General features: G+C 51.7%; 19 protein-coding genes. 7 read left to right on the top strand and 12 right to left on the bottom strand.

From position 1 onward, the window contains the following. Window positions 1-125: 125 nt before the first annotated feature. The 5 genes from bioB to QWY27_RS13830 form a co-directional block, all read right to left on the bottom strand. Window positions 126-1,148, bottom strand: coding sequence for a biotin synthase BioB (gene bioB, locus QWY27_RS13850; RefSeq protein WP_290199005.1), 1,023 nt, complete (start codon window positions 1,146-1,148; stop codon window positions 126-128). Continuing rightward, window positions 1,145-1,837 carry a dethiobiotin synthase gene (gene bioD, locus QWY27_RS13845; protein ID WP_290199004.1) on the bottom strand — a complete coding sequence of 231 codons (693 nt, stop codon included), beginning with the start codon at window positions 1,835-1,837 and terminating at the stop codon, window positions 1,145-1,147. Before bioD ends, bioB begins: the two co-directional genes overlap by 4 nt. Beyond that, the gene (locus tag QWY27_RS13840; RefSeq protein WP_290199003.1) at window positions 1,834-3,057 is read right to left on the bottom strand and encodes an aminotransferase class I/II-fold pyridoxal phosphate-dependent enzyme; all 1,224 of its coding nucleotides are present in this window, start codon (window positions 3,055-3,057) and stop codon (window positions 1,834-1,836) included. The genes bioD and QWY27_RS13840 overlap by 4 nt, the downstream gene beginning before the upstream one ends. After that, window positions 3,047-4,363, bottom strand: coding sequence for an adenosylmethionine--8-amino-7-oxononanoate transaminase (gene bioA / locus QWY27_RS13835; protein WP_290199002.1), 1,317 nt, complete (start codon window positions 4,361-4,363; stop codon window positions 3,047-3,049). The genes QWY27_RS13840 and bioA overlap by 11 nt, the downstream gene beginning before the upstream one ends. Before the next feature lie 699 nt (window positions 4,364-5,062). Next, window positions 5,063-5,266 (bottom strand): hypothetical protein, encoded by a 204-nt coding sequence (locus QWY27_RS13830; RefSeq protein ID WP_290199001.1) that lies wholly within the window; start codon window positions 5,264-5,266, stop codon window positions 5,063-5,065. Window positions 5,267-5,658: 392 nt separating this feature from the next. On the opposite strand from QWY27_RS13830, the gene QWY27_RS13825 reads away from it, so the two are divergent. Together QWY27_RS13825 and QWY27_RS13820 are read left to right on the top strand one after the other, a co-directional pair. Continuing rightward, window positions 5,659-6,633, top strand: a complete 975-nt coding sequence (locus QWY27_RS13825) for an AAA family ATPase (protein WP_290199000.1) — start codon at window positions 5,659-5,661, stop codon at window positions 6,631-6,633. A 23-nt stretch (window positions 6,634-6,656) separates the two neighbouring features. Then, window positions 6,657-9,212 carry a S8 family peptidase gene (locus QWY27_RS13820; protein ID WP_290198999.1) on the top strand — a complete coding sequence of 852 codons (2,556 nt, stop codon included), beginning with the start codon at window positions 6,657-6,659 and terminating at the stop codon, window positions 9,210-9,212. A gap of 565 nt (window positions 9,213-9,777) precedes the next feature. Here the strand turns inward: QWY27_RS13820 and QWY27_RS13815 are convergent. Together QWY27_RS13815 and QWY27_RS13810 are read right to left on the bottom strand one after the other, a co-directional pair. Then, window positions 9,778-10,245, bottom strand: coding sequence for a helix-turn-helix domain-containing protein (locus tag QWY27_RS13815; protein WP_290198998.1), 468 nt, complete (start codon window positions 10,243-10,245; stop codon window positions 9,778-9,780). Between the two features lie 37 nt (window positions 10,246-10,282). Then, window positions 10,283-11,403 (bottom strand): IS3 family transposase gene (locus QWY27_RS13810; protein WP_290198997.1). Its coding sequence is split into 2 segments (ribosomal slippage): window positions 10,283-11,142 and window positions 11,142-11,403, totalling 1,122 coding nucleotides; the frame shifts between segments, so codons are not numbered across the junction. Between the two features lie 243 nt (window positions 11,404-11,646). On the opposite strand from QWY27_RS13810, the gene QWY27_RS13805 reads away from it, so the two are divergent. The 5 genes from QWY27_RS13805 (at window position 11,647) to QWY27_RS13785 (ending at window position 16,328) form a co-directional block, all read left to right on the top strand. Continuing rightward, the gene (locus QWY27_RS13805) at window positions 11,647-12,711 is read left to right on the top strand and encodes a hypothetical protein (protein ID WP_290198996.1); all 1,065 of its coding nucleotides are present in this window, start codon (window positions 11,647-11,649) and stop codon (window positions 12,709-12,711) included. A 99-nt stretch (window positions 12,712-12,810) separates the two neighbouring features. Next, on the top strand, window positions 12,811-14,385 hold the full coding sequence (gene istA, locus QWY27_RS13800; RefSeq protein ID WP_290198995.1) for an IS21 family transposase: 1,575 nt from the start codon (window positions 12,811-12,813) through the stop codon (window positions 14,383-14,385). A 16-nt stretch (window positions 14,386-14,401) separates the two neighbouring features. After that, window positions 14,402-15,181, top strand: coding sequence for an IS21-like element helper ATPase IstB (gene istB, locus QWY27_RS13795; RefSeq protein ID WP_290198994.1), 780 nt, complete (start codon window positions 14,402-14,404; stop codon window positions 15,179-15,181). 94 nt (window positions 15,182-15,275) lie between these two features. Next, complete coding sequence (locus QWY27_RS13790) at window positions 15,276-15,773, top strand: DUF3141 domain-containing protein (protein WP_290198993.1); 498 nt, start codon at window positions 15,276-15,278, stop codon at window positions 15,771-15,773. A gap of 6 nt (window positions 15,774-15,779) precedes the next feature. After that, entirely contained in the window at window positions 15,780-16,328 is a 549-nt protein-coding gene (locus tag QWY27_RS13785) for a hypothetical protein (protein WP_290198992.1), read from the top strand. A 228-nt stretch (window positions 16,329-16,556) separates the two neighbouring features. On the opposite strand, the gene QWY27_RS13780 is transcribed toward QWY27_RS13785, so the two are convergent. From QWY27_RS13780 to QWY27_RS13760, 5 genes are all read right to left on the bottom strand, one after another. Further along, a complete protein-coding gene (locus QWY27_RS13780; protein WP_290198991.1) occupies window positions 16,557-17,204 on the bottom strand; it encodes a M23 family metallopeptidase in 648 nt (215 codons plus the stop codon). Window positions 17,205-17,405: 201 nt separating this feature from the next. Beyond that, complete coding sequence (locus QWY27_RS13775; protein WP_290198990.1) at window positions 17,406-17,822, bottom strand: DUF411 domain-containing protein; 417 nt, start codon at window positions 17,820-17,822, stop codon at window positions 17,406-17,408. Between the two features lie 360 nt (window positions 17,823-18,182). Continuing rightward, on the bottom strand, window positions 18,183-19,346 hold the full coding sequence (locus tag QWY27_RS13770; protein ID WP_290198989.1) for a cytochrome D1 domain-containing protein: 1,164 nt from the start codon (window positions 19,344-19,346) through the stop codon (window positions 18,183-18,185). Next, window positions 19,333-19,593: a DUF2933 domain-containing protein gene (locus QWY27_RS13765; RefSeq protein ID WP_290198988.1), complete on the bottom strand. Its 261-nt coding sequence runs from the start codon at window positions 19,591-19,593 to the stop codon at window positions 19,333-19,335. Before QWY27_RS13765 ends, QWY27_RS13770 begins: the two co-directional genes overlap by 14 nt. Before the next feature lie 456 nt (window positions 19,594-20,049). Next, window positions 20,050-20,253, bottom strand: a 204-nt coding sequence (locus QWY27_RS13760) for a hypothetical protein (RefSeq protein ID WP_290198987.1), incomplete at its 5' end; no start/stop codon positions are given.

Here is a 20,253-nt window from a genome sequence, read left to right as displayed (position 1 = left end):
ACAAAGCCTCCTATTCAAATTGATGCTTGTTTTACTGTTGCGTAATTATTGTGCGTGAGACAAGCAGATGGCCGTTATAAGTGTCATGCTCGCACAAATAACAGCCATAACGATTCTCAGGGTGGTTAGTTGATGACTTTCAGCTTGCTATCCGTTTCGGTAGCACAGTGCATACCCAAACGACTCAAGAGAAGCCGATCCTTCTCAGCCTGAGGATTGCTTGTTGTCAGCAATCGATCTCCATAGAACATGCTGTTAGCACCTGCCAGGAAACACAGGGATTGCAAACTTTCTGGCATATCTTCCCGCCCTGCTGACAATCGAACCATGGATCGTGGCATACAGATACGCGCAACGGCGATCATGCGGACAAACTCAAATGGGTCCAATCTCTGAGTTCCTGCCAACGGGGTGCCTTCTACTTGCACCAAATTATTAATAGGCACGGATTCAGGATAGGGAGCCAGGTTAGCGAGCTGGACAATCAAGCCGGCGCGTTGACGACGCGTTTCCCCCATACCGACAATGCCGCCGGTGCACACTTTGAGCCCTGCATCTCGAACACGCCCAAGGGTATCGAGTCGATCCTGATAGGTTCGGGTCGTAATAATCTGGCCATAGAATTCGGGGGAAGTGTCCAGATTATGGTTGTAGTAGTCTAGCCCAGCGTCCTTAAGTTGATCAGCCTGCACATCATCAAGCATGCCAGCGGTCAGGCAGGTCTCCAGCCCCAGTGCTTTGACTTCGCTTATCATTTCTCCAATCTGTTCGATGTGACGTTGTTTGGGAGAGCGCCATGCCGCTCCCATGCAAAAGCGCGTGGCTCCACTGGCTTTGGCCGCACGAGCCGCATCCAAAACCTCATCAAGCGGAAGTAATTTTTCGGCTTTCAGGCCAGTATCGAAATGAGCGGATTGCGGGCAATATTTGCAGTCCTCTTCACAGCCCCCTGTCTTGATGGACAGCAACGTGGAGAGCTGAATCGCATTGGGGTCAAAATTTTCTCGATGAATCTGCTGCGCACGGAAGATCAGGTCGTTGAACGGTAGCTCAAACAATGCAGCCACTTCATCAACCGTCCACGGTTTGGTGTTAAGGCGATCAGCATCAGTCGTCGATGTCAGCGTATTGATTTGATTGGTGTTCATACGATTTCCATAGCCTGACGCAAGGCGCTCAGGCTCAAATGAGCGGCAACAGCCGCAGGATTGGGATTTTGCAAGCGAGGCACCTGCCCCCAGCAAGGAGCATTTAGTTCGGTCGACAAAGCAGCCAGATTATCTTCAATATAGAGCATTGAGGGATCAACGGTATTGGCAACCCAGCCAGCCAAATTCAATCCACGTGAGTAAATGGCCTCAGCGGTCAGCAAAGCGTGATTGATGCATCCAAGGCGTACGCCCACCACAAGAATGACTGGCAAATGGAGATCTGCGGCCATGTCAGCAGTATCCCAGCCAGAGATAAGTGGCACTCGAAAACCACCAACACCTTCAACGAAACCGATGTCACAAAGATTCAGCGTCTGCTGCACGACTGCAAGCAACGCTTCGGGTTTAATGATGACCCCCTCGAGTTTGGCCGCAATGTGAGGCGCGCAAGGCGTACGCAGCTGCAAAGGCCCAACCTGTTCGTCCGTCAGTTCAAGATTGGAGGCCGCACGTAGACGTAGTACGTCCTCGTTGATCCAGCGATTGTCCACAAAATCCTGGCCCGCAGCCAGTGGTTTGATGGCTGCGCTGCGCAGTCCTATACTGGCCCCCAGATGGGTCAGACCAGCTGTGATTGCGGTCTTTCCAATTTCCGTGTCGGTTCCCGTAACGAAAAATCCCCTCATGAGCTCTCCATGTATCGCGCTGCCGCTTGCAGCGACTGCAACAGTCGGTCGATGTCACTTGCAGTATGGGTGGCACACAAAGTGATGCGTAATCGCGCTTGTCCCTCAGGAACCGTAGGCGGACGAATGCCTGGAACACGCAATCCTGCCTTTTCCAGTTCGGAGGACAAAATCATCGTGACGTCGTTTGAGCCAACGATGAGGGGTTGAACTGGCGTGGGTGAATGGGTCAAGTGCCAACCAAGATTGGTGTGACGATCCAGCAAGTTGGTCAAGCCTTCACGTAATTGGTTTTGCAATACCAATAGGTGTCTGCGGCGTTGTTGGCCAACATCTCCCTCGATGAGGTCGAGGCTTGTCAGCATCGCATGGCTGACTGCCGGCAAGGAGGCGGTTGTGAAGATGTAGGTGCGAGCCACCTGTATCAAATACTCGATGACACGCTCGTGTGCAGCCACAAAAGCTCCTGACAGACCAGCCGACTTGCCCAGAGTGCCAACCAGAATGATGCGCTCACTGGATAACTTAAAGTGTTCAAGAGCACCTCGTCCAAGCTCACCCAGCACACCAAAGCCATGGGCATCGTCGAGAATCAGCCACGCATCATGCTTTTGAGCTAACTCTAATAACTCTGGCAAAGGACCGATATCACCGTCCATGCTGAAAATGGTGTCACTAATAATGAGTTTGACCTTCGCTGTGCTGATCATCAGAAGATTGCGCAACTCGGCTACATTGCAATGGGAGTAGCGACGAATGGGCGCTTTGGCCAAGCGCATACCATCAATCAGAGATGCGTGATTAAGTTCGTCAGAAAAGAACTCGGCCTCAGAGTCTCCCAAGGCGGTAGTCACCGCCAGATTGGCCATGTAGCCCGTACTAAAGCTCAAAACGCGAGCTCGCGGAATGTGAGGGGAAAACCAGCAGGCTAGCCTGTTTTCAAGTTGCTCATGTGCCAGCGTATGTCCGCTGATCAAATGCGAGGCTCCAGAACCACCCGCCCAAATTTGCGCACCTTCGGCCAAAGCTTCGGCAATACGTGGGTGGCATGCCAATCCCAGATAGTCGTTTGAGCAAAACATTAGCCTTTGCTGGCCGACACCATCTGCAATGCGAACATTTTGATGGGGTGATGTCGGCGATTCTGCAGCGCGCAACACCCTGGTTAAATGCTGCTCAGCTATAGCATCGAGTTTCTTTGTCAAATGCTCAAGCAGCATGATGCAGAACCTCGTTTAAGGTAACACTCACTGTATGCGCCAAAAAATCCGCCGTCGCTTGATCTATGACGTAAGGTGGCATCAGGTAGACCGTGCTACCGATCGGTCGGATCAACAACTCATGGTGTCGTGCAGCCAAATGAAAGCGCTCACTGAACCGGTCGCCAGAGTCTGTAACATCGAAAGCGAGAATCATTCCCCGCTGTCTGAAATTCTTGACTCGGGGATGATTGGAGAACGATGAAAATGCATCAGTCAATGTTGAGGCTTGGACACGATTGGCTTCTATCTGACCCGCATCAAATCGATCCAGGACCGCATTCGCTGCAGCACATGCCAGTGCATTACCTGTGTAGGAGTGCGAATGCAGGAATCCTCGGGACACGTCCTCACTCCAGAATGCACGGTAGACGGTTTCGTTAGTCAATACCAGTGACAAAGGTAATGTTCCACCGGTAATACCTTTGGAAAGAGTGACGAAATCTGGCCAGTGCTCAGTGTCAACTTGTTCCCAGGCAAAGAAGGTTCCTGTACGCCCGCAACCAACCGCAATCTCATCTGCAATCAAGTGAACGCCGAACTCACGGGTCAGCGCGCGCACCTTGCGCAAGTACTCAGGTGAGTGCATGACCATTCCGGCAGCCCCTTGAACCAGCGGCTCCACGATCACCGCAGAAATATACTCACCACGCTCGTCGAGCAAGCTGCGCAAGGCAGAAAACGCTGCATCCTCATTGTTCAGTCGGCTATCCGGTGATTCGACGATGTGCGCACGCATCAACAGCGGATCATAGGCATCACGGAAGATGGCAACGTCGGTCACGGCAAGTGCACCGATGGTTTCGCCGTGATAACCGTTCTTAAGGCAAACAAATTCGCGCCGAAGTATTTGTCCCTGATTGCGCCAGCTATGAAAGCTTTGTTTAAGCGCTATTTCAACCGCACTCGCACCATCAGAGGCAAAGAAAGCATGTCCAAGCGCCCCACCTGTGCGGGCGCTCAGCCTCTCGGCCAGCTGGACTGCCGGCTCGTGCGTGCAGCCTGCCAACATGACATGCGGCAGCGTGTCCAGTTGGTATTTGATTGCTGCGTTGATGTCAGGTTGTGCATGACCGAACAGATTGACCCACCAAGAACTGTTGGCATCGAAATAGCGCCTTCCTTCGGTGTCAAATAACCAAGGGCCTTCGCCACGAACTATTGGAAGTGGTGGTAATTGCTGCGCACGCGCCATCTGTGTGCACGGGTGCCATACCGCATCAAGACTGCGCATGGCCAAAGACTTGTTTAGTGAAGATAAGGTCATAACACTCAGTAGGCAAGTAAGGATGGGGTAAAAACGATACCGATGGCATTCAGGCAGAGTTTTTACACCACCGAGTCGACCAAGCTGCATATGCCCTTAAAACTTCGATGTGAAGGATAAGGGCATATGTACCTTGGCGCGCAGGGTGAATGTTCGTCGCTGTACCAGAAAATACCCTCACCCCATGGTTATAGTACATGGCGAAACAGCGTCATCTGGCGAGGCATGAAATACACCGCGAGTATCAACTTTTTTAGTTATAGCCGATATTCAAAAGATCGTACTTTATTGTTGAAAGTGGTGCAGCTATACCGCTGCCCCTAAGCGTGTGCCTGGACTAATCAGAGGGAGATGCGAATAATTGAAAAACGAGGATTGTGCGGAAATCAGCGTGATAACTACCATTCGCTTTAAATCGCTCATTAGAGGCAGGTAAAGCCATGTACTATCCACGCCTGAGGAAGCGAGTTTATATATAACTTCAGCTTCCACCACCAAATACAGAAGGGTGAATCAGCGAAAATGGTAGTAAATGGTAGTAAAGAAATTTGTGATTTTTTGTGTTTTTTTTCTGCCTACCCAAACTATAGTACAAACCGCACTCCTTGATACCTTTATAAATCAATGAGTTATGCGTGTGCCACGAGATACAAACGGCCCCTCATTGAGGGGCCGTTTTGTTTCTAGCCTCCTAATTTGTTATCCGGGTAATTTAGCGAGTGTCTGCAGCAATGTGCGGCGGTTTTCGTCTTCAGATAACGTTGCGCCATTGGCTTGCGCCTCTTTAGACCATTTGCTCGCCCACCCCATCACTTCCTCAGCATTGAAACGAATGAGTTTGCCAATCCTGGTATGCGGAATACCCAAAGCTTTACGAACATTAGAGTGAGTAAGCGTATACATAGGCAATCCCATGACTGCAGCGAGCTACCGAGGAGTCAGCCACTTCGTGTCAGAAGCAAGAATCACATCACTCGCTTTTTGCCAGGTTGATTCGTACAAGGCATTGTTTTCAAAATGTTGTATCTCATCCAAGGGATAGATCACCCGTTTAGAGAGTATGCGTTGCTCTTTGGGCAAACTATTTGGCTGGATTCACAGGATAAGTTGCTGAGGTCTGACTAGGCGGATAGGAAAACTCTATGCTCGACCCTGTAATCCTTTCATTTACCCTCGATTCCCAGCTTTGGCCAACGACGTGATCCCTTGGAAAAACTGAGGCCTCACAGCTTTCTTCACATGAGAAAGGCGACCGAAGAAGATGCTCAACTGGTATCATTACAGTCGGAGAACTTATGTCCAGAGCCGACCTAATTGTTAATCTAGTGCGAGCGGGTAGCCAAGGCGATCAAGGCTTGTTCAAGTCTACTGTCGAAGCCATGGCTGCCGAGGAGCGCGCCAAGCATCACAACAATCTAGCTGACAGGCTGGAGGAGAACCTGCGCGTGACCAATGCTCGTCCCAAGGCAGCTGAGGTTGTACGCAGTTTCGATGGTGGACATGGCGGGCTTTTGTATGAAATCGAGCCGCGTAGAGCCTTGTCGTCTGTGCTGCTGCCAGCGGATGTTCTGAAGGCGACATCCGAGCTGATTGAGGAACAGCAAAGACGCGATATTTTGCGCTCCTATGGGCTCGAACCTCGACATCGAGTGCTGCTCTCTGGCCCACCGGGAAATGGAAAAACAACATTGGCTGAGGCGATCGCCCAGGAGTTGATGGTTCCGCTGTTCGTAGTGCGTTATGAAGCCGTTGTCGGTAGTTTTTTGGGTGAAACCAGTGGAAGACTGAAGCGGCTATTCGATTTTGCGCGCACGCACCAGTGTGTCCTCTTTTTCGATGAGTTTGATACTCTCGGCAAAGAGCGAGGAGATACACACGAAACAGGCGAAATCAAACGCGTCGTCAGTTCCCTGCTTCTCCAAATTGACGCATTGCCAAGTCATGTGGTGATCGTGACTGCAACCAACCACTCAGAGTTACTTGATCGCGCTGTTTGGCGTCGCTTTCAACTGCGACTGAGTCTGCCGGGCCCGACCCTCGAACAGAGAACGGCTTGGTTTGATCGATTTCAAGAGCGTTTGGGTTGTCCACTTAGCATGTCGCCAAGGACTCTTGCCACGAAGCTCAAGGTAAACAGTTTTTCGGATCTTGAACAGTTCTGTGAAGATGTGCATAGGCGTTATGTTCTAACGCTTCCGAACTCCGACATTCATGCTGTTATTAGTGATCGTCTAGAACAATGGAAAAATAGAGTGTCATCCGACGCTTAGTCCGATACAACAAATGGCGCAGGATGAGCGAACAACAACCACTTCTGCTATTTCCTCGGCCCACATCATCCGAACGGGAAAAGCGCGCCCCAGGGTGGGCTCAAGTTCACATTCCCTCAGCTCCACGCCAAACTGAGAGACTGACACCGAAATTTGGAACACTGCAGTCGGCTTTTGATGCCCGACGAATACAGCTACAAGCAACTACGCCAGCGGACGACCCAGAGTTAGTCGTCGTCTTCGAGACCGTTGGCTCCGTTGAGAAGTTCATCGGGGCAGTTCAGCGAACGCCTGGACTGGAATGGCTGCTTGAAGCTGATGAGTCCGACCTTGAACCAGACGATGACTTCTATGATCAACGTGATCGGCAGAAGAACTTGGATGGGCGTATTTACCTCTTGGGTAGCAACCAACAAGCGCTCGCTGAGGTCATCAATCTCTGGAATCGCTACAAAGAAGACACGCAGGTTCAATTGGAGCGTGGACTCGCCAAATGGAAGGATGTTTTCAAGCACTTGAGGGACGTGCGCTTCTGGGGCATTCAGGACCGTATCGGTCAAGACATCCGCGAGTATTGGGAAAGTCGGCTTGAAACTGGAGAGGAGACAATACGCTTTGAGATAGAAGCGTGGTGCTATTTCTCCCCTGAAAAGAACAGACGGGCAGCGGAAGATTTGGCTCGCCTTCTCAGCGAAATTGGTGGGCGCATTCTCAGTGCGGCTCTAATTCAAGATATAGCCTACCACGGCTTCTTGGTCGAGGTGTCTGCGTCTGGGGTGCAAAGCCTCCTCAGTGAGAATCCTCCCGCTCTAGTACTGTCAGACCGCGTGATGCTTTTCCGGCCACGCGGTCAAGCGTTGCCCGCTCCAGAGGGAGACGAACTTCGATCGCCTGAGGTGCTTGCCTCTACCATACCACCATCTGGGCAGCCAATTGTTGCCATACTCGACGGTCTTCCTATTCAAAATCATCCGCTGCTTTCCGGTCGACTTTCCATAGACGACCCTGACGGATGGGAGTCGGACTATCCAGCACGAGATCGCGTACATGGAACAGCCATGGCCTCCCTTATCTTGTACGGAGAGTTAGATGGATCTAGGGTGCCATTGACCAGGCCGATCTATGTTCGACCCATTATGCGTCCGGACCCTGCCGATATGAATGATCCAAGGCAAGAGTCAACACCTGATGACTTACTGCTGATTGATCTGGTGCACCGGGCTGTGAAGCGGATATTTGAAGGAGATACAGGTAGTTCGGCCGCCGCACCAACTATCAAGGTTATCAATCTATCGGTCGGGGACCTACTCAAACCGTTCGATACCGAATTATCGCCATGGGCGCGACTTCTGGATTGGCTCTCATCGAAATATCAGGTCCTTTTCGTTGTGAGTGCAGGTAATGTGTCGGCACAGATCTCCTTGCCGTTGTCGCGCGGAACGTTGTCCACGCTACCAGTAGAAGCACGGCAGCGACTGGCGGTACCCGCTCTCGTGGCTGATTCTGTCGGGCGCCGAGTGCTGACTCCTGGAGAGTCCATCAACGCCATCACAGTTGGATCAGTGCATGCTGACGGGGCAACTTTCGTACAGACGTCTGATCGCTTCGATCTGTTCCCTGACCATGGGATATCGCCTTACTCTTGCATCGGTCACGGCTTCCGGCGGGCAGTCAAACCGGACATTTTGATGCCGGGTGGGCGAGTGCTACATCGTGAGAGACACAATGGCAATCCTGACATCACCGTGTTGCAGATCATCAATACGTCCGCGGCACCAGGGCACAGGGTGGCAGCTCCGCCAAATTCAAGTGGTCAAAATACGAAATACGCACGCGGCACCAGTAATGCTGCGGCTCTCGCCACCCGGGGAACTGCACAGGCCCATTCTGCAATTGAAGTGCTGCGAACTGGAAGTCCCGACCGTCTCCCAAATCGCATGGACGCAGTATTGCTGAAGGCTCTGCTTGTACATGGGGCAGAATGGGGAAACCTTGAGGCGCAAATCATTGATGCACGGCCAGAGATTACTGACTGGAGGCAACGTCAAAGTCTAGTCACGCGTTTTGTTGGGTACGGATTGTCGGACATTGATCGAGCAATTACCTGTACGGAGCAACGCGCAACCTTGCTTGGAACTGGAGAACTGCGGGATGGCGAAGCACTTGAATTCCGAGTTCCTCTCCCGCCTAGCCTGAATGCCAAAATGGTGAAGCGGCGGCTGACCATCACCTTAGCTTGGATGTCACCGATTAATCCTAGGCATGCGAAATATCGTGCAGCACGCCTTTGGGTCAAGCCTCCAGACGCTGATTTCAGTGTCTCTCGAATGAATTGCGACTGGCAGCGAGTTCAGCGGGGTACGGTGCAACACGAAGTGCTCGAGGGAGCATCTGCAATCCCCTTCGTTGATGGCGCCGATTTAGTTTTTAAGGTCAACTGCGCAGAAGATGGTGGCAAGCTTATTGCTCCAGTTCCGTTTGCACTATGTGTGACACTTGAGGTTGGTGAGGGCGTCGACTTGCCGATCTATCAAGAAGTCAAAGAACGAGTCAGTACCCGAGTTACGGTTTCAGGATAACTTGATCGGACCAATTTGGTGTAAGCATTTTCAGGATTTCAACTAGCAATAGAGGGTTAGTATGAGCAAGCGATTTGTTCACAACAATAAAGAGTTTGAAATTAAACGAGTAGAGATAGATGACGAATATCACGTGAGCGCACATCATGAAAATAGGCAGGTTGGACCTACATACTCAGTCAGTAAGGTGATTGAGAGTGATTACCGTATTCAAACGGGGGGTAGCATGGTGCATGAGCTTGAAGAAATAGCGCAGAAAGATGTAGAGCGAGGCTTTTACATTTCGTAGAGCAAAATGCCATCAGTTCTGCAGTCAATGCAATGTTCGATAACTATAGAAAAATTGGCTTGGTCTTGTAGTCTACCGAGTGGCTCGTTAGCAAAAATCCGAACTGATTCGAAAGAGGTAAATCTCCGTTATTCTGGACTTTGTTTGCCAGTATCCCGAGAGCTTACTGCTTCGCCAGCTATCGTTTGGGATGAGCGTTTAATGAGTTACGCGCGTGCCACGAGATACAAACGGCCCCTCATTGAGGGGCCGTTTTGTTTCTAACCTCCTAATTTGTTATCCGGGTAATTTAGCGAGTGTCTGCAGCAATGTGCGGTGGTTTTCGTCTTCAGATAACGTTGCGCCATTGGCTTGCGCCTCTTCAGACCATTTGCGCGCCCACCCCATCACTTCCTCAACATTGAAACGAATGAGTTTGCCAACCCTGGTATGCGGAATACCCAAAGCTTTACGAACATTAGGGTGAGTAAGCGTATACATAGGCAATCCCATGACTGCAGCGAGCTGCCGAGGAGTCAGCCACTTCGTGTCAGAAGCAAGAATCACATCACTCGCTTTTTGCCAGGTTGATTCGTACAAGGCATTATTTTCAAAATGTTGTATCTCATCCAAGGGATAGATCACCCGTTTAGAGAGTTTTAGAAAACGCGGCCCTCGACCTTCGCTGCGCCAGCGTTGAAGTGTCTTGGGACTCATCCCCCAGCGCTGGGCAAGTTCGTTTTCGCTGAGTACAAGTTTTTCCATTATGGAACTCCTGGTAGCGTAGACTTCCCTGTCAAGGCTACAACTCTAAAGTAGAGACGTCCGATTTAAAAACCCTGGGTTTGAATACTGCCGGCGGCAGGTTTCCCAAAGACTCATGCGGTCGATACTCGTTGTAATCGTTCAACCACTCATCGGCCAAGGCCTGCACCTCTGAAAGTGTATTGAACAGATTGGCATCGAGTATCTCTTGCCTAAAACTTTTATTGAATCTCTCAATGAATGCATTTTGATTAGGCTTGCCAGGTTGGATAAAACGCAACTCCACTCCGTGTTGCTCAGCCCATTCTGTAAATGCGTATGAAGTAAGCTCCGCACCATTGTCGAGCCTGATTGCCTTGGGTGCGCTATACACCTCAATCAGCTCATCCATGATCCTGACTACTCGTGCTGCAGTGATTGATCTGCCAATCTCAATGCGCAACGCTTCACGATTGCCTTCGTCAATCACGTTAAATGTTCTGAAGGGATGACCGTCGTATAGCATATCGCGCATAAAGTCTAAAGACCAAACGTAGTTCAGCTCCTGGACAAGATCTAGTGGCTGCGCGGGTCGAGTGATGACGCGTTTCTTTGTCCGTCGCTTCAAGTTCAGTCTCATCTCGCAATAAATCCTGTGTACACGCTTATGGTTAAAGGAATAGCCATCTAAACGCATTCGATCAAAGCATTTCCAGAAGCCCCAGCGGGCGCGGGATCGCTGGGCGAGGATTCCGTTTAAAACAGCAATCACTTCGCGATCTCGCTCCATTCGATCTACCCTTGGCCGATACAACACCGTCCGCGACAGACCCACAATCTTGCAGGCCTTGGCCTTTGACAGGCAGTAGTCAGTCACCATGACCTCTACTGCTGCCTGTTTTGCGGCCGGCGTTACAACTTTCGGCCTAAAACGTCTTTGATTGCAGCGTTCTCTAGCGCAAGCTCTGCATACATCTTTTTTAGCCTGCTGTTCTCCGCTTCGAGTTCCCGCACTCGTTTGAGTTCGTTAATCGTTACACCAGAATACTTACTCTTCCACTGGTAATACAACGCATTACTGATTCCGTGTTTCCTGCAGATTTCAGCCACCGGTAAACCAGCATCCCCTTCAGCCAAAATGGCCACAATCTGACTTTCTGTGAACTTGGACTTCCTCATCCCTAACTCCTGTTGGAACGGAAGTCTCTATTTTCGCTTTGTTGCTCAAAAAGGGAAGTCTACGGTAGTAGTTAAGGAGTTCACATTGAGTATTAAAGAGGCGTGGAGTACAAGATTTTAGTATTCCAATCACTTGCGCTAACAATCGATCGCTGTACTTTTGTAATTCTCCAGAATCGACTCTAAACGAACACCTGGCATCCGATGTAATGGTCAATTTATTCCGAAATGTATACTCATCCAATGAGAAACGCTAGCGTTACAAGAGGGTTAACACCTTCCGAACAGTATCTTGCGAGACTTTGCGAGTCTGCATTTCTCTTACTTTGGGCTCATCCAAACGTATTCACTGATGAAGGTCGAAGGAACGGAAAAGGCGTAGGTAAAGAACTATGTGATTTGATCGTTGTATTTGGGGATCAAGTTATTATTTTCTCTGACAAACATTGTGAGTACAAAGAGACTGGTAATGACAAAATTGACTGGGAACGCTGGTATCGAAAAGCGATCAATAAATCAGTTCGCCAGCTTGTTGGTGCAACCTATTTTATAAAACGCTTCCCAAATCGACTTTACTTGGACAAAGAATGCCAGAAGAAGCTTCCACTGCAAATCGAAATTACTAGCTGCACTTTCCATTTGGTTGCGGTGACACGGGGATCAAAGGATGCATGCGAACGATTCTTTGGTTACCAGAGTATTGGGAGTCTGCGCTACTTTGGAGACGTTGAAGGTGACCAAATACCTTTCACCGTAGGGCCAATTCGGACTTCTCATGGGCTGGTACATGTCTTTGATGAAAACACGCTTGACATCATTTTCAAAGAGCTTGATACGGTTGCTGATTTCGTTGGGTATTTGAATAAGCGCACTGAACTGCTATCAAGAGACAACTTAACTATTATGGTGGATGGTGAAGAGCAATTACTTGCAATTTATCTTAAGAATACCCACGAGGGTGAGCACCACTTCAACATAGAATTTGAGTCAAATAGTAAGTCGATTGACGGTGTTTACATTAGCGAAGGTCATTGGGAATCGCTTCAAAAAAACCCACAGTATCTTGCCAAGAAAGCAGCAGACAAGATTAGCTACCAATGGGATTGGTTGATAAATAAATTTATTGATGTTGGCGATCCTACGCTCTTGGAAATGACTGATTTTCAGCCCGCGCATGATATCGAACCTGCTGTTAGAGAAATGGTGTCAGTGATCGGTGTAATGGAACCACCCGTGATCGTAAATATAGAGCCAGTGATGATCGAAATTATGGAGCCAATTGGTGATCGAAATTATCGAGCCAGTTAGTGATCGTAAATATGGAGCCAGTCTAGTAGGCTGATTCGACCCCTCCGGTTTGTTCAACGCCATACTTTTCCCTTCAGCGACACGTTGCGGGAGGAGGAGATGGCAAACCGGAGAATCGACATGCACGAGTACAGGGAAGTCATTTACCGACTTCGACAGCAGCAAAGCGAGCGGGCGATTGCCCGCTCGGGGATCATGGGGCGGCACAAGACCAACGAGATTGGCCAGATTGCCAGACTCCGAGGGTGGCTGGATCCAGAAACACCTTTGCCAGAGCTGGCAGCCATCGAGCAGGCCTTGCGTGAGCACCGTGCCCAAGGCAAATTGCGTCCAGTTGGTCGGCAAAGCGGGTTGAGCAGTGCGCATCTGACACTGATTGCCCAATGGTTTGAGCATGGTGTGAATGCGGTAGCGATCCATGCTGCGCTGCAGCGTAATCATGGCGTGCGATGCCACTACTCCTCGGTGCGTCGTGCCGTCAATCAATTGAAGGCTGCGCAACCCCAGGTTCGCCCGACGATGATTCTGGACTTCAAGCTTGGAGAGGCGGCGCAGGTTGACTTTGGAGCCGGTCCTTTCCTGCCAGACCCGACCAGCGGCAAGCCCAAGAGAACCTGGTTCTTTGTGATGACGCTGTGCGCCAGCCGCCACCAGTACGTGGAGTTTGTCTGGGACCAGACCGTGGCCACCTGGCTGCGCTGCCACCAGCGTGCCTTCGAGTTCTTTGGCGCCACCCCGGCGCGGCTGATCATCGACAACCCCAAGTGCGCCATCATCAAGGCGGTGCTGCATGAGACCGAGGTGCAACGTGCCTACGGGGAGCTGGCCCAGGGCTATGGATTTCTGATTGACCCGTGTCCTCCAGCAGATCCGCAGAAGAAGGGACGAGTGGAGTCTGGCGTGAAGTACGTCAAGCGCAACTTTCTGCCCACGCGCCAGTTTCGCCACCTTGCAGATCTGAACGAACAGGTCACCCATTGGGTGCTTCATGTCGCTGGGCAACGCATCCATGGCAGCACCTACGCCAAACCGCTGGAGCAATTTGAGCTGGAGCGCCCCTACCTGAAGCCATTGCCTGAGCGCAGGCCCGATGTCTATTGGTATGCACAAGCAAAGGTTCATCGCGATTGTCATGTTCAGCATGAGCGCTGTCTGTACTCCGTGCCCTATCGCCTGGTGGGGCGCACAGTGCAGCTTCGGCTATGCGCCTCGACCGTGGAGGTCTTTGACGGCCAGGATCTGGTGACCACTCACCCGAGGGGCCAGCGCCCTGGACAGCGTCAAACCATCAACGATCACATGCCCGAGGCCGCAGTCGCCTGGCTCATGCAATCGCCCGCCTGGTGTCGGGAGCAAGCTCAGGCGGTTGGTCCACACTGTCACGCGTTGATCATGAACCTGTTTGGTGATCGCATCTTGCAACGGCTGCGTACCGTGCAGGGGGTGTTGCGACTGAGGCATGAGTTTGGTGACCACTGGCTTGAACTGGCGTGCCAGCGATGCGGCGTTGTGGATTCCATCTCCCCGAAGGTCATGCGTCATGTCATTGAACAGTTACAGGATGAGGCCAAAGCCGGACTGTTGCCTGACACCGGTGCAGAATTTGGTGCCTCCTCAGCCTACCAAGGCAAGGGGCGCTTTGCCCGCGACACTCGCCAGATGATGTTGCAGTAAGAGGAGAGCTGCCATCATGAAACCAACGACTGCCACCCAGCACCACCCAGAAGTCGCCCAACAGCTGCGCCTGCTCCGTCTCTCAGGCGTGACGGACTCGCTCGACATTCGGATTCGGCAAGCCATTGACGAGAAGCTCAGCCATTTGGAGTTCCTGCAGATGCTCTTGGGAGATGAATTGGCTCGCCGCGACCAAACCCGAAGCGCGCTGTTGCTCAAGAAAGCCTCTTTGATCTCCAGCAAAACGATTGAGCAGTTCGACTTTGCCGCTTGTCCGACCCTCAACAGAAGCCTGGTCAGTGACTTGTTGACCTGTCGCTTCATGGGCGAGGCCTGTCCGGTGCTCATCTGTGGTCCGACCGGCACGGGCAAGAGCCATCTGGCTCAAGCCATTGGCCATCAGGCCATTCGTCAGGGCAAGGACGTGCTGTTCATCACCCAGAAGTCACTGCTTGGCTACTTGCACAAAGCCCGGATCACGGGTCAGTACGACCGCAAGTTCGCCAAGCTGGTCAAGGTGAGCCTGCTCATCATTGATGACTATGGCTTGTACCCCATGACATCGCCCCAGGATGAGGACTTCCATGAGCTGGTAGCCCATCGCTATGAGCAGCGATCGACCATCATCACGAGCAACCTGGAGTTTGGTGAGTGGGACCAGGCATTTGCCAGAAACAAGCTGCTGGCCACAGCAACCCTGGATCGTTTGTTACACAACGCTTACCGACTGACCTTGCAGGGCAAGAGCTACCGAAAGCCTCGTGACGTTAAAAAAACAGACGTTGCGCGTGGGTAAAAAACAGGCGATTATTGCGGTACCGGAAGGGGTAAAAAACGATCAAAAAGTGGCTCCATAATTTCGACAACCGGTGGCTCCATTATTTCGATCAATGACAGTCAGCCGTAAAGAACATCACAAATTCACTACCAATATTGACTTGATCGACGTGTTACCCGCAGGCATATATCGCGCAACGATCACAGAGCCCGCACAGAGAAATGTTGTGGCACCTATCAATAACTTTGAGCTATCAATTGAGCCAACTAATGTGGCCAGTGCGCGTGAGATTGTTCAGCCGGATCCAGAGAGCGACCGGCGCTTCAACGCTGTGGCGCAACTCTCGAAGATAAATTTAGGGCTGTACCGCCAATTTTTGCAACCATGGGTACGTCACACATTTACGCCGCAGGCGGCGCAGTGGTTACAGGCCATGCATCCGTTGAAGGTCTCTTACGAATGGTGGTCGGACCACAATCCGTTGGCACCACAAATTGCTGAAGCAGCAATCAAAGTTCGCGAGCAGCGCGTAACGATTGATGAGGACAATCCTTTTCTCCAGATGCAGCGGATTGTGTCGAAAGCCATTACCCAGACGCTCGACCAGTGACGAGATATGCGGGATTCGGGCTATGAGCGGGCTTTTGAATGGATTTACGACTCGCCCTGGATGCGCATTCTCGCTGGACAGACAGGTAGTGATGAGCCAGCCCGCGCGGTGCCTTGCACTTCAGTTGATCACGATACCTTGGTTCAGCAGAAGCTCGCAAAGCTACGTGCCGAGCTCGCCGAAGGCGGCGCGGTCGAGGCAGGCATCCGAGCCCTGATTTATATTCACCGCTTTTGTAGTTCGATCGATGAGCGGCGCGCGAACCTGATGCTCGAACTACATCAGCCAGACTGCCACCGTGGCTTTGACATGGCTTCTTTCCGTCATACGGTGCGCCGCCAAGCCAACATCATGCGGCTTGACGAGGTGGCCGCAATTGTGACCCTTCCCCAGTTGCTGGCCCGTGACAATCCAGCCCGCATCCGAGAGATCGCGTACGCTATCGAGCGTACACGCGACTTTGCGCCGCTGTCCGCAGCAGAAGAGTCAGGTCTGTCGCAGATGTTGAAAGTTTTCGAAGTTGCTGCCGATAGCCCCGCTTTGAGGCTACCTTAGAGCTGGTAAGAACTCACCGCGCCTGCCGAGAAGCGTGGAATAAAACTCAGTAGTACCCTGTCACTCGGCTACAACGCGCTCGGCATACCGCTTGCAACAGGAGTGCTGTACCCGTTCACCGGGCTTTTGCTTTCGCCAATATTTTCGGCACTGGCAATGAGTTTGGGGTCAGCGGCAGTGGTCTTCAACACCCTCCGACTACGAAAATCGGTATGAATTGAAAGAGTGTTAATCCTTGCCGACTAACACTCGTTCAATGCGTGGAAATTCCGCCTGTGCAAGCAACAACTGTCGCTGAACGTCTGTGCCGTCAATCGGATCATTGCCAGCGTACAGCTGGTTTGCACTTGACGGGTCGATCGGTTCATTGTTCAGCCGAACCTCGTAGTGTAAATGGTTGCCAGTGGCTGTTCCGGTCGCACCCACATAGCCGACCGTCTCTCCCTGAGGAACCACCGATCCCTTCTTCAGATTTCGGGCGAATCGACTCTGATGCGCGTAAAGTGTTGAGAAACCCGCCGAGTGCTCAATAATGACGACTTTTCCGTAGCCGTTCTTGCGACCAACAAACGCTACAGTGCCGTCAGCGGTCGCTCTGATCGGTGTTCCTTTGGGGGCCGAATAATCGATGCCATCGTGGTGCTTCTGTTTACTTTGAACGGGATGAAAGCGCAACCCAAAGGGAGAACTGACCTTGGCCTTCGCCGCACTAATTGGCTCAGAGAAAAACGCTTCACGCAACTTCTCTAGTCTGGGCGTTTTGGCAATCGTGCCTGATACAGCGGGAAGCTTAAACTGTTCAGCAATAATGGAGAAACTCGATGCCTCTGCCTTTACGTTGAAGACGGCAAGTGAAACCATCGAAAAGGCGATCATGCCGACAATTCGAAACGAGTTTTTCAGTTTATACCCAGGAATAAAGGATGCAATTTTACGCTGCGGCATAATTCAAATGTTTCTCTTAAAGATACTTTTTTGCCCGCGGCTCCTATACCGCAAGCTGGCGAAGGGAGAGAACGGTCAGCCTTTTTCTACTGAAAAAACGACATCCGCCACAGACCCCGTATCGGGCGACACCTAATCTCTGGAGAAAGGCTTGCCGGCGAAGTCAACCGTAACAAGGTTTCCATCAAGCTCGCCCATCCCTGGCGCATTCAAAGGCATGCCCGGTGCCGAAACACCTCTCACTGATGAGTCTGCCAACAGCTTGTTCACCGCGCTCGCCGGCACATGACCCTCGATAATCTGACCTGTACCCTCGACTACGGCGGTGTGGCATGAACTTAGCGTCATGGGTACGCCCAGCTTCTGCTTGATTGAAACCATACTACCCGTCTTGATGGCGTTGACTTCAAAGCCGGCATCACGCATATGATCGACCCAGCCGGAGCAGCACCCACAATTCGGATCCTGGTAAACGGTGATAGCATTCCCAGCTGCGTGGGAAAACGAAGTTGTGGTCATGAGGGCGACCGCGGCGAACAAAACTCGCATAAAAAAACTCCATATAAAACTAGCGTCGGACGCAGGGCGACGGCCGCTAGCGCTATTGGCGCCGCTGCGATTAAACGAACTGCTTTCACCAGCTACCACCCATACAGATTAATGGAAACCAACTAATGTGATCTGCACCTGCTGTCAGTCGCGTTACCTAGAGATTACATTTTTGTCATGTTTCTGCAGCTGCCTTCGATGAAAAAATTTCTCTGAGAGACCAAGGGGTGATTTATCCTCTTAATTGGGCCGCAGCAAAGGTGGTTTCGAAGAGCATCGAACAACGCACAACAGAAACAGAGAAAGGCGCTTCCCGGGCGGCTACCGCAGTTCCGCAGTAGCCGCCCGGTAGACTGTGCCCTACGGGAGGGCACGATAAGTGATGCCATTTGGAGCGGAACCGACCTTATAAGTCCCGACTACGGCCTGTGTAGCTGTGTCGATGGCGCTCACGGTATCGGCCTTATTGTTCGTAATGAACACCCACTTGCCATCATCACTTGCCACCACCCCGTGCGCCCCCATGCCCGTCGTTACAGTATCCACAACGCGCTGTGTCCCAATGTCGATTACAGACACCGTATTATCGGGATCGCTATCACTGCCTTGGTTGGCCACGTACATTTTTCTGCCGTCTGGCGTGGAAAAAAGCTGAATCGGGTTGCGCCCCACTTGGATCTTACCGGTGACTTCCCGAGTACCCGTATCGATGACGGCAACACTATTCTCATCGCGCAGTGACACATAAACCTGTGCCCCATTCGGCGTAAATGCGACCTGAACCGGCGCTTTCCCTACAGGGATGCGTGCAGACTCTTTCAGATTCTCCGCGTCGATTACCGACACGCTATTGTCAGTAACGTTCGCTACGTATAGCTCACGCCCATCCGGGCTGAGACGCAACCCATGGGGGTAACTGCCGGTAGGAATTTCGGCGACAACGGCTTTCCGGCTGATGTCGACTACCGTTACCTGGTTCGCATCAGCATTGGTTATAAAGGCAAGATCACCACCCTTGCTAGTGACGACGTGGGCAGGATGGTCGCCTGAAGGCAGCGTCGCGATGAGTTCGCCTGGCTTGCTTGCATCCAGGAGCACCAGCGCCGCTTGGGCACCGTGGCCGTGCGTAGCTGCTGCGGGTGTTGACTGGCTCTCTACACCACCATGGCCTCCATGCCCCTCCGAAGGTGCGCCAACGGCCAGGAGAAATTTGCCATCAAGTGATATTTGGACGTTATGAGGGACGACGGGTATATCAACCGTACGGACTTCGCCTGAGCTTAGTGTGATCGCGCTGATGGAGCCATCGCCCTCGTTAGCGCTATAGACGACTCCGTGGGCTGGCGAGGCAGCATTCGCCACTCCTATGGTGGCAGCGAGTATAGCTGTAATCAAGCTAATATGGAACTTCTGCATTTCAAACTCCAGAACGGAAACAGCCAGGTGTTGGTGAGAGGACAGCCAACTGCAAGTGGGACTCTGTTGAACAACCGTAGACAAACCGATCCGCTCAACGTCGTTCATCGACAATGTTGCTCGTTTCGGACAGCGGCACCGCTGGTGCCTCACGCTGCGTGGTCTCTTGTTCTTTGTGGCAAGAGTGCATGCCTTTCATCATGAAGAACATCATCAGGGGGCAAATCAGAAAGAACAATGCTGGTGCCAAGGCTGTGATCAATTCACGGGCGGCGGGAAAGGTGGCGTAGGCAACGGCAATCACAGCGGCCAGGCCGGCCCCCGCTTTTAGCATCATCTTGATATCGCATTTCATGGTGTATTTCCTTGTGTGAGTTGCGGTGATCGCTAAGCTGCATGGTCAGCGTGACGCGACCATAAGAAGCAATGTAACTGGGCAACGCTGTGAAAACCGTTGCGATTCGATTACATATTTGTCACCCACACCGGAGCTGCACGAAACACAGCAACTTTTAAGGCCCAGCACCTCACAACACATATCTTTGCCGCCGTTCTGCCACAAACCAACACAAAGCACCTAAAGCACCATTACAAAAATGTAATCATTTCGTCATGATCCTGTTCGGAGGCGTATCCTAGACTGCGATGTACTGGCCAGCCTTAGCCAAGTTCACTGCATTACCGGCTATGAACCTTCCACGCAGCCTGAACCCGGCAGTAACTGTCGAGCATTATTTTTGCCGCAACATCGCAGACTCATGAACACGCATGCTGCTGGCTTACGCGCCGATGGAAACGTTTATCGCTACCACTAAGCGATGAAGTCCGTAGCAGTATTTTTTAAGCGCCACAACCAGGAACCTGAGGAATGCAGCCATGAAACTGCTTCGTAAGCGTCTGCCGAACACATATTGCCAGAGCACTTGTTTTGATGATTGATTAGGGCATGGTAACTGTTGGCTGCCAGCGATGTGGCAACAACTCTTGAATCTGGCTGGCTTTCTGGGTCGGCAGT

This window comes from Zwartia vadi (assembly GCF_030410375.1).
Classification (GTDB): Bacteria; Pseudomonadota; Gammaproteobacteria; order Burkholderiales; family Burkholderiaceae_B; genus Zwartia; species Zwartia vadi.
The sequence above is the reverse complement of the archived record's forward strand: the minus strand, read 5'-3'. Positions and strand labels throughout refer to the sequence as shown.

Bases quoted from the DNA above. Each gene is read 5' to 3' on its own strand.
- QWY27_RS13775 (WP_290198990.1), bottom strand. From the start codon at position 17,822: ATGCGAGTTTTGTTCGCCGCGGTCGCCCTCATGACCACAACTTCGTTT.
- QWY27_RS13785 (WP_290198992.1), top strand. From the start codon at position 15,780: ATGCGGGATTCGGGCTATGAGCGGGCTTTTGAATGGATTTACGACTCG.
- istA (WP_290198995.1), top strand. From the start codon at position 12,811: ATGGCAAACCGGAGAATCGACATGCACGAGTACAGGGAAGTCATTTAC.
- QWY27_RS13840 (WP_290199003.1), bottom strand. From the start codon at position 3,057: ATGCTGCTTGAGCATTTGACAAAGAAACTCGATGCTATAGCTGAGCAG.
- QWY27_RS13780 (WP_290198991.1), bottom strand. From the start codon at position 17,204: ATGATCGCCTTTTCGATGGTTTCACTTGCCGTCTTCAACGTAAAGGCA.
- bioB (WP_290199005.1), bottom strand. From the start codon at position 1,148: ATGAACACCAATCAAATCAATACGCTGACATCGACGACTGATGCTGAT.
- QWY27_RS13770 (WP_290198989.1), bottom strand. From the start codon at position 19,346: ATGAACGACGTTGAGCGGATCGGTTTGTCTACGGTTGTTCAACAGAGT.
- QWY27_RS13805 (WP_290198996.1), top strand. From the start codon at position 11,647: ATGAGAAACGCTAGCGTTACAAGAGGGTTAACACCTTCCGAACAGTAT.
- bioD (WP_290199004.1), bottom strand. From the start codon at position 1,837: ATGAGGGGATTTTTCGTTACGGGAACCGACACGGAAATTGGAAAGACC.
- QWY27_RS13825 (WP_290199000.1), top strand. From the start codon at position 5,659: ATGTCCAGAGCCGACCTAATTGTTAATCTAGTGCGAGCGGGTAGCCAA.
- QWY27_RS13830 (WP_290199001.1), bottom strand. From the start codon at position 5,266: ATGTATACGCTTACTCACTCTAATGTTCGTAAAGCTTTGGGTATTCCG.
- bioA (WP_290199002.1), bottom strand. From the start codon at position 4,363: ATGACCTTATCTTCACTAAACAAGTCTTTGGCCATGCGCAGTCTTGAT.
- QWY27_RS13790 (WP_290198993.1), top strand. From the start codon at position 15,276: ATGACAGTCAGCCGTAAAGAACATCACAAATTCACTACCAATATTGAC.
- QWY27_RS13820 (WP_290198999.1), top strand. From the start codon at position 6,657: ATGAGCGAACAACAACCACTTCTGCTATTTCCTCGGCCCACATCATCC.
- QWY27_RS13765 (WP_290198988.1), bottom strand. From the start codon at position 19,593: ATGAAATGCGATATCAAGATGATGCTAAAAGCGGGGGCCGGCCTGGCC.
- QWY27_RS13815 (WP_290198998.1), bottom strand. From the start codon at position 10,245: ATGGAAAAACTTGTACTCAGCGAAAACGAACTTGCCCAGCGCTGGGGG.
- istB (WP_290198994.1), top strand. From the start codon at position 14,402: ATGAAACCAACGACTGCCACCCAGCACCACCCAGAAGTCGCCCAACAG.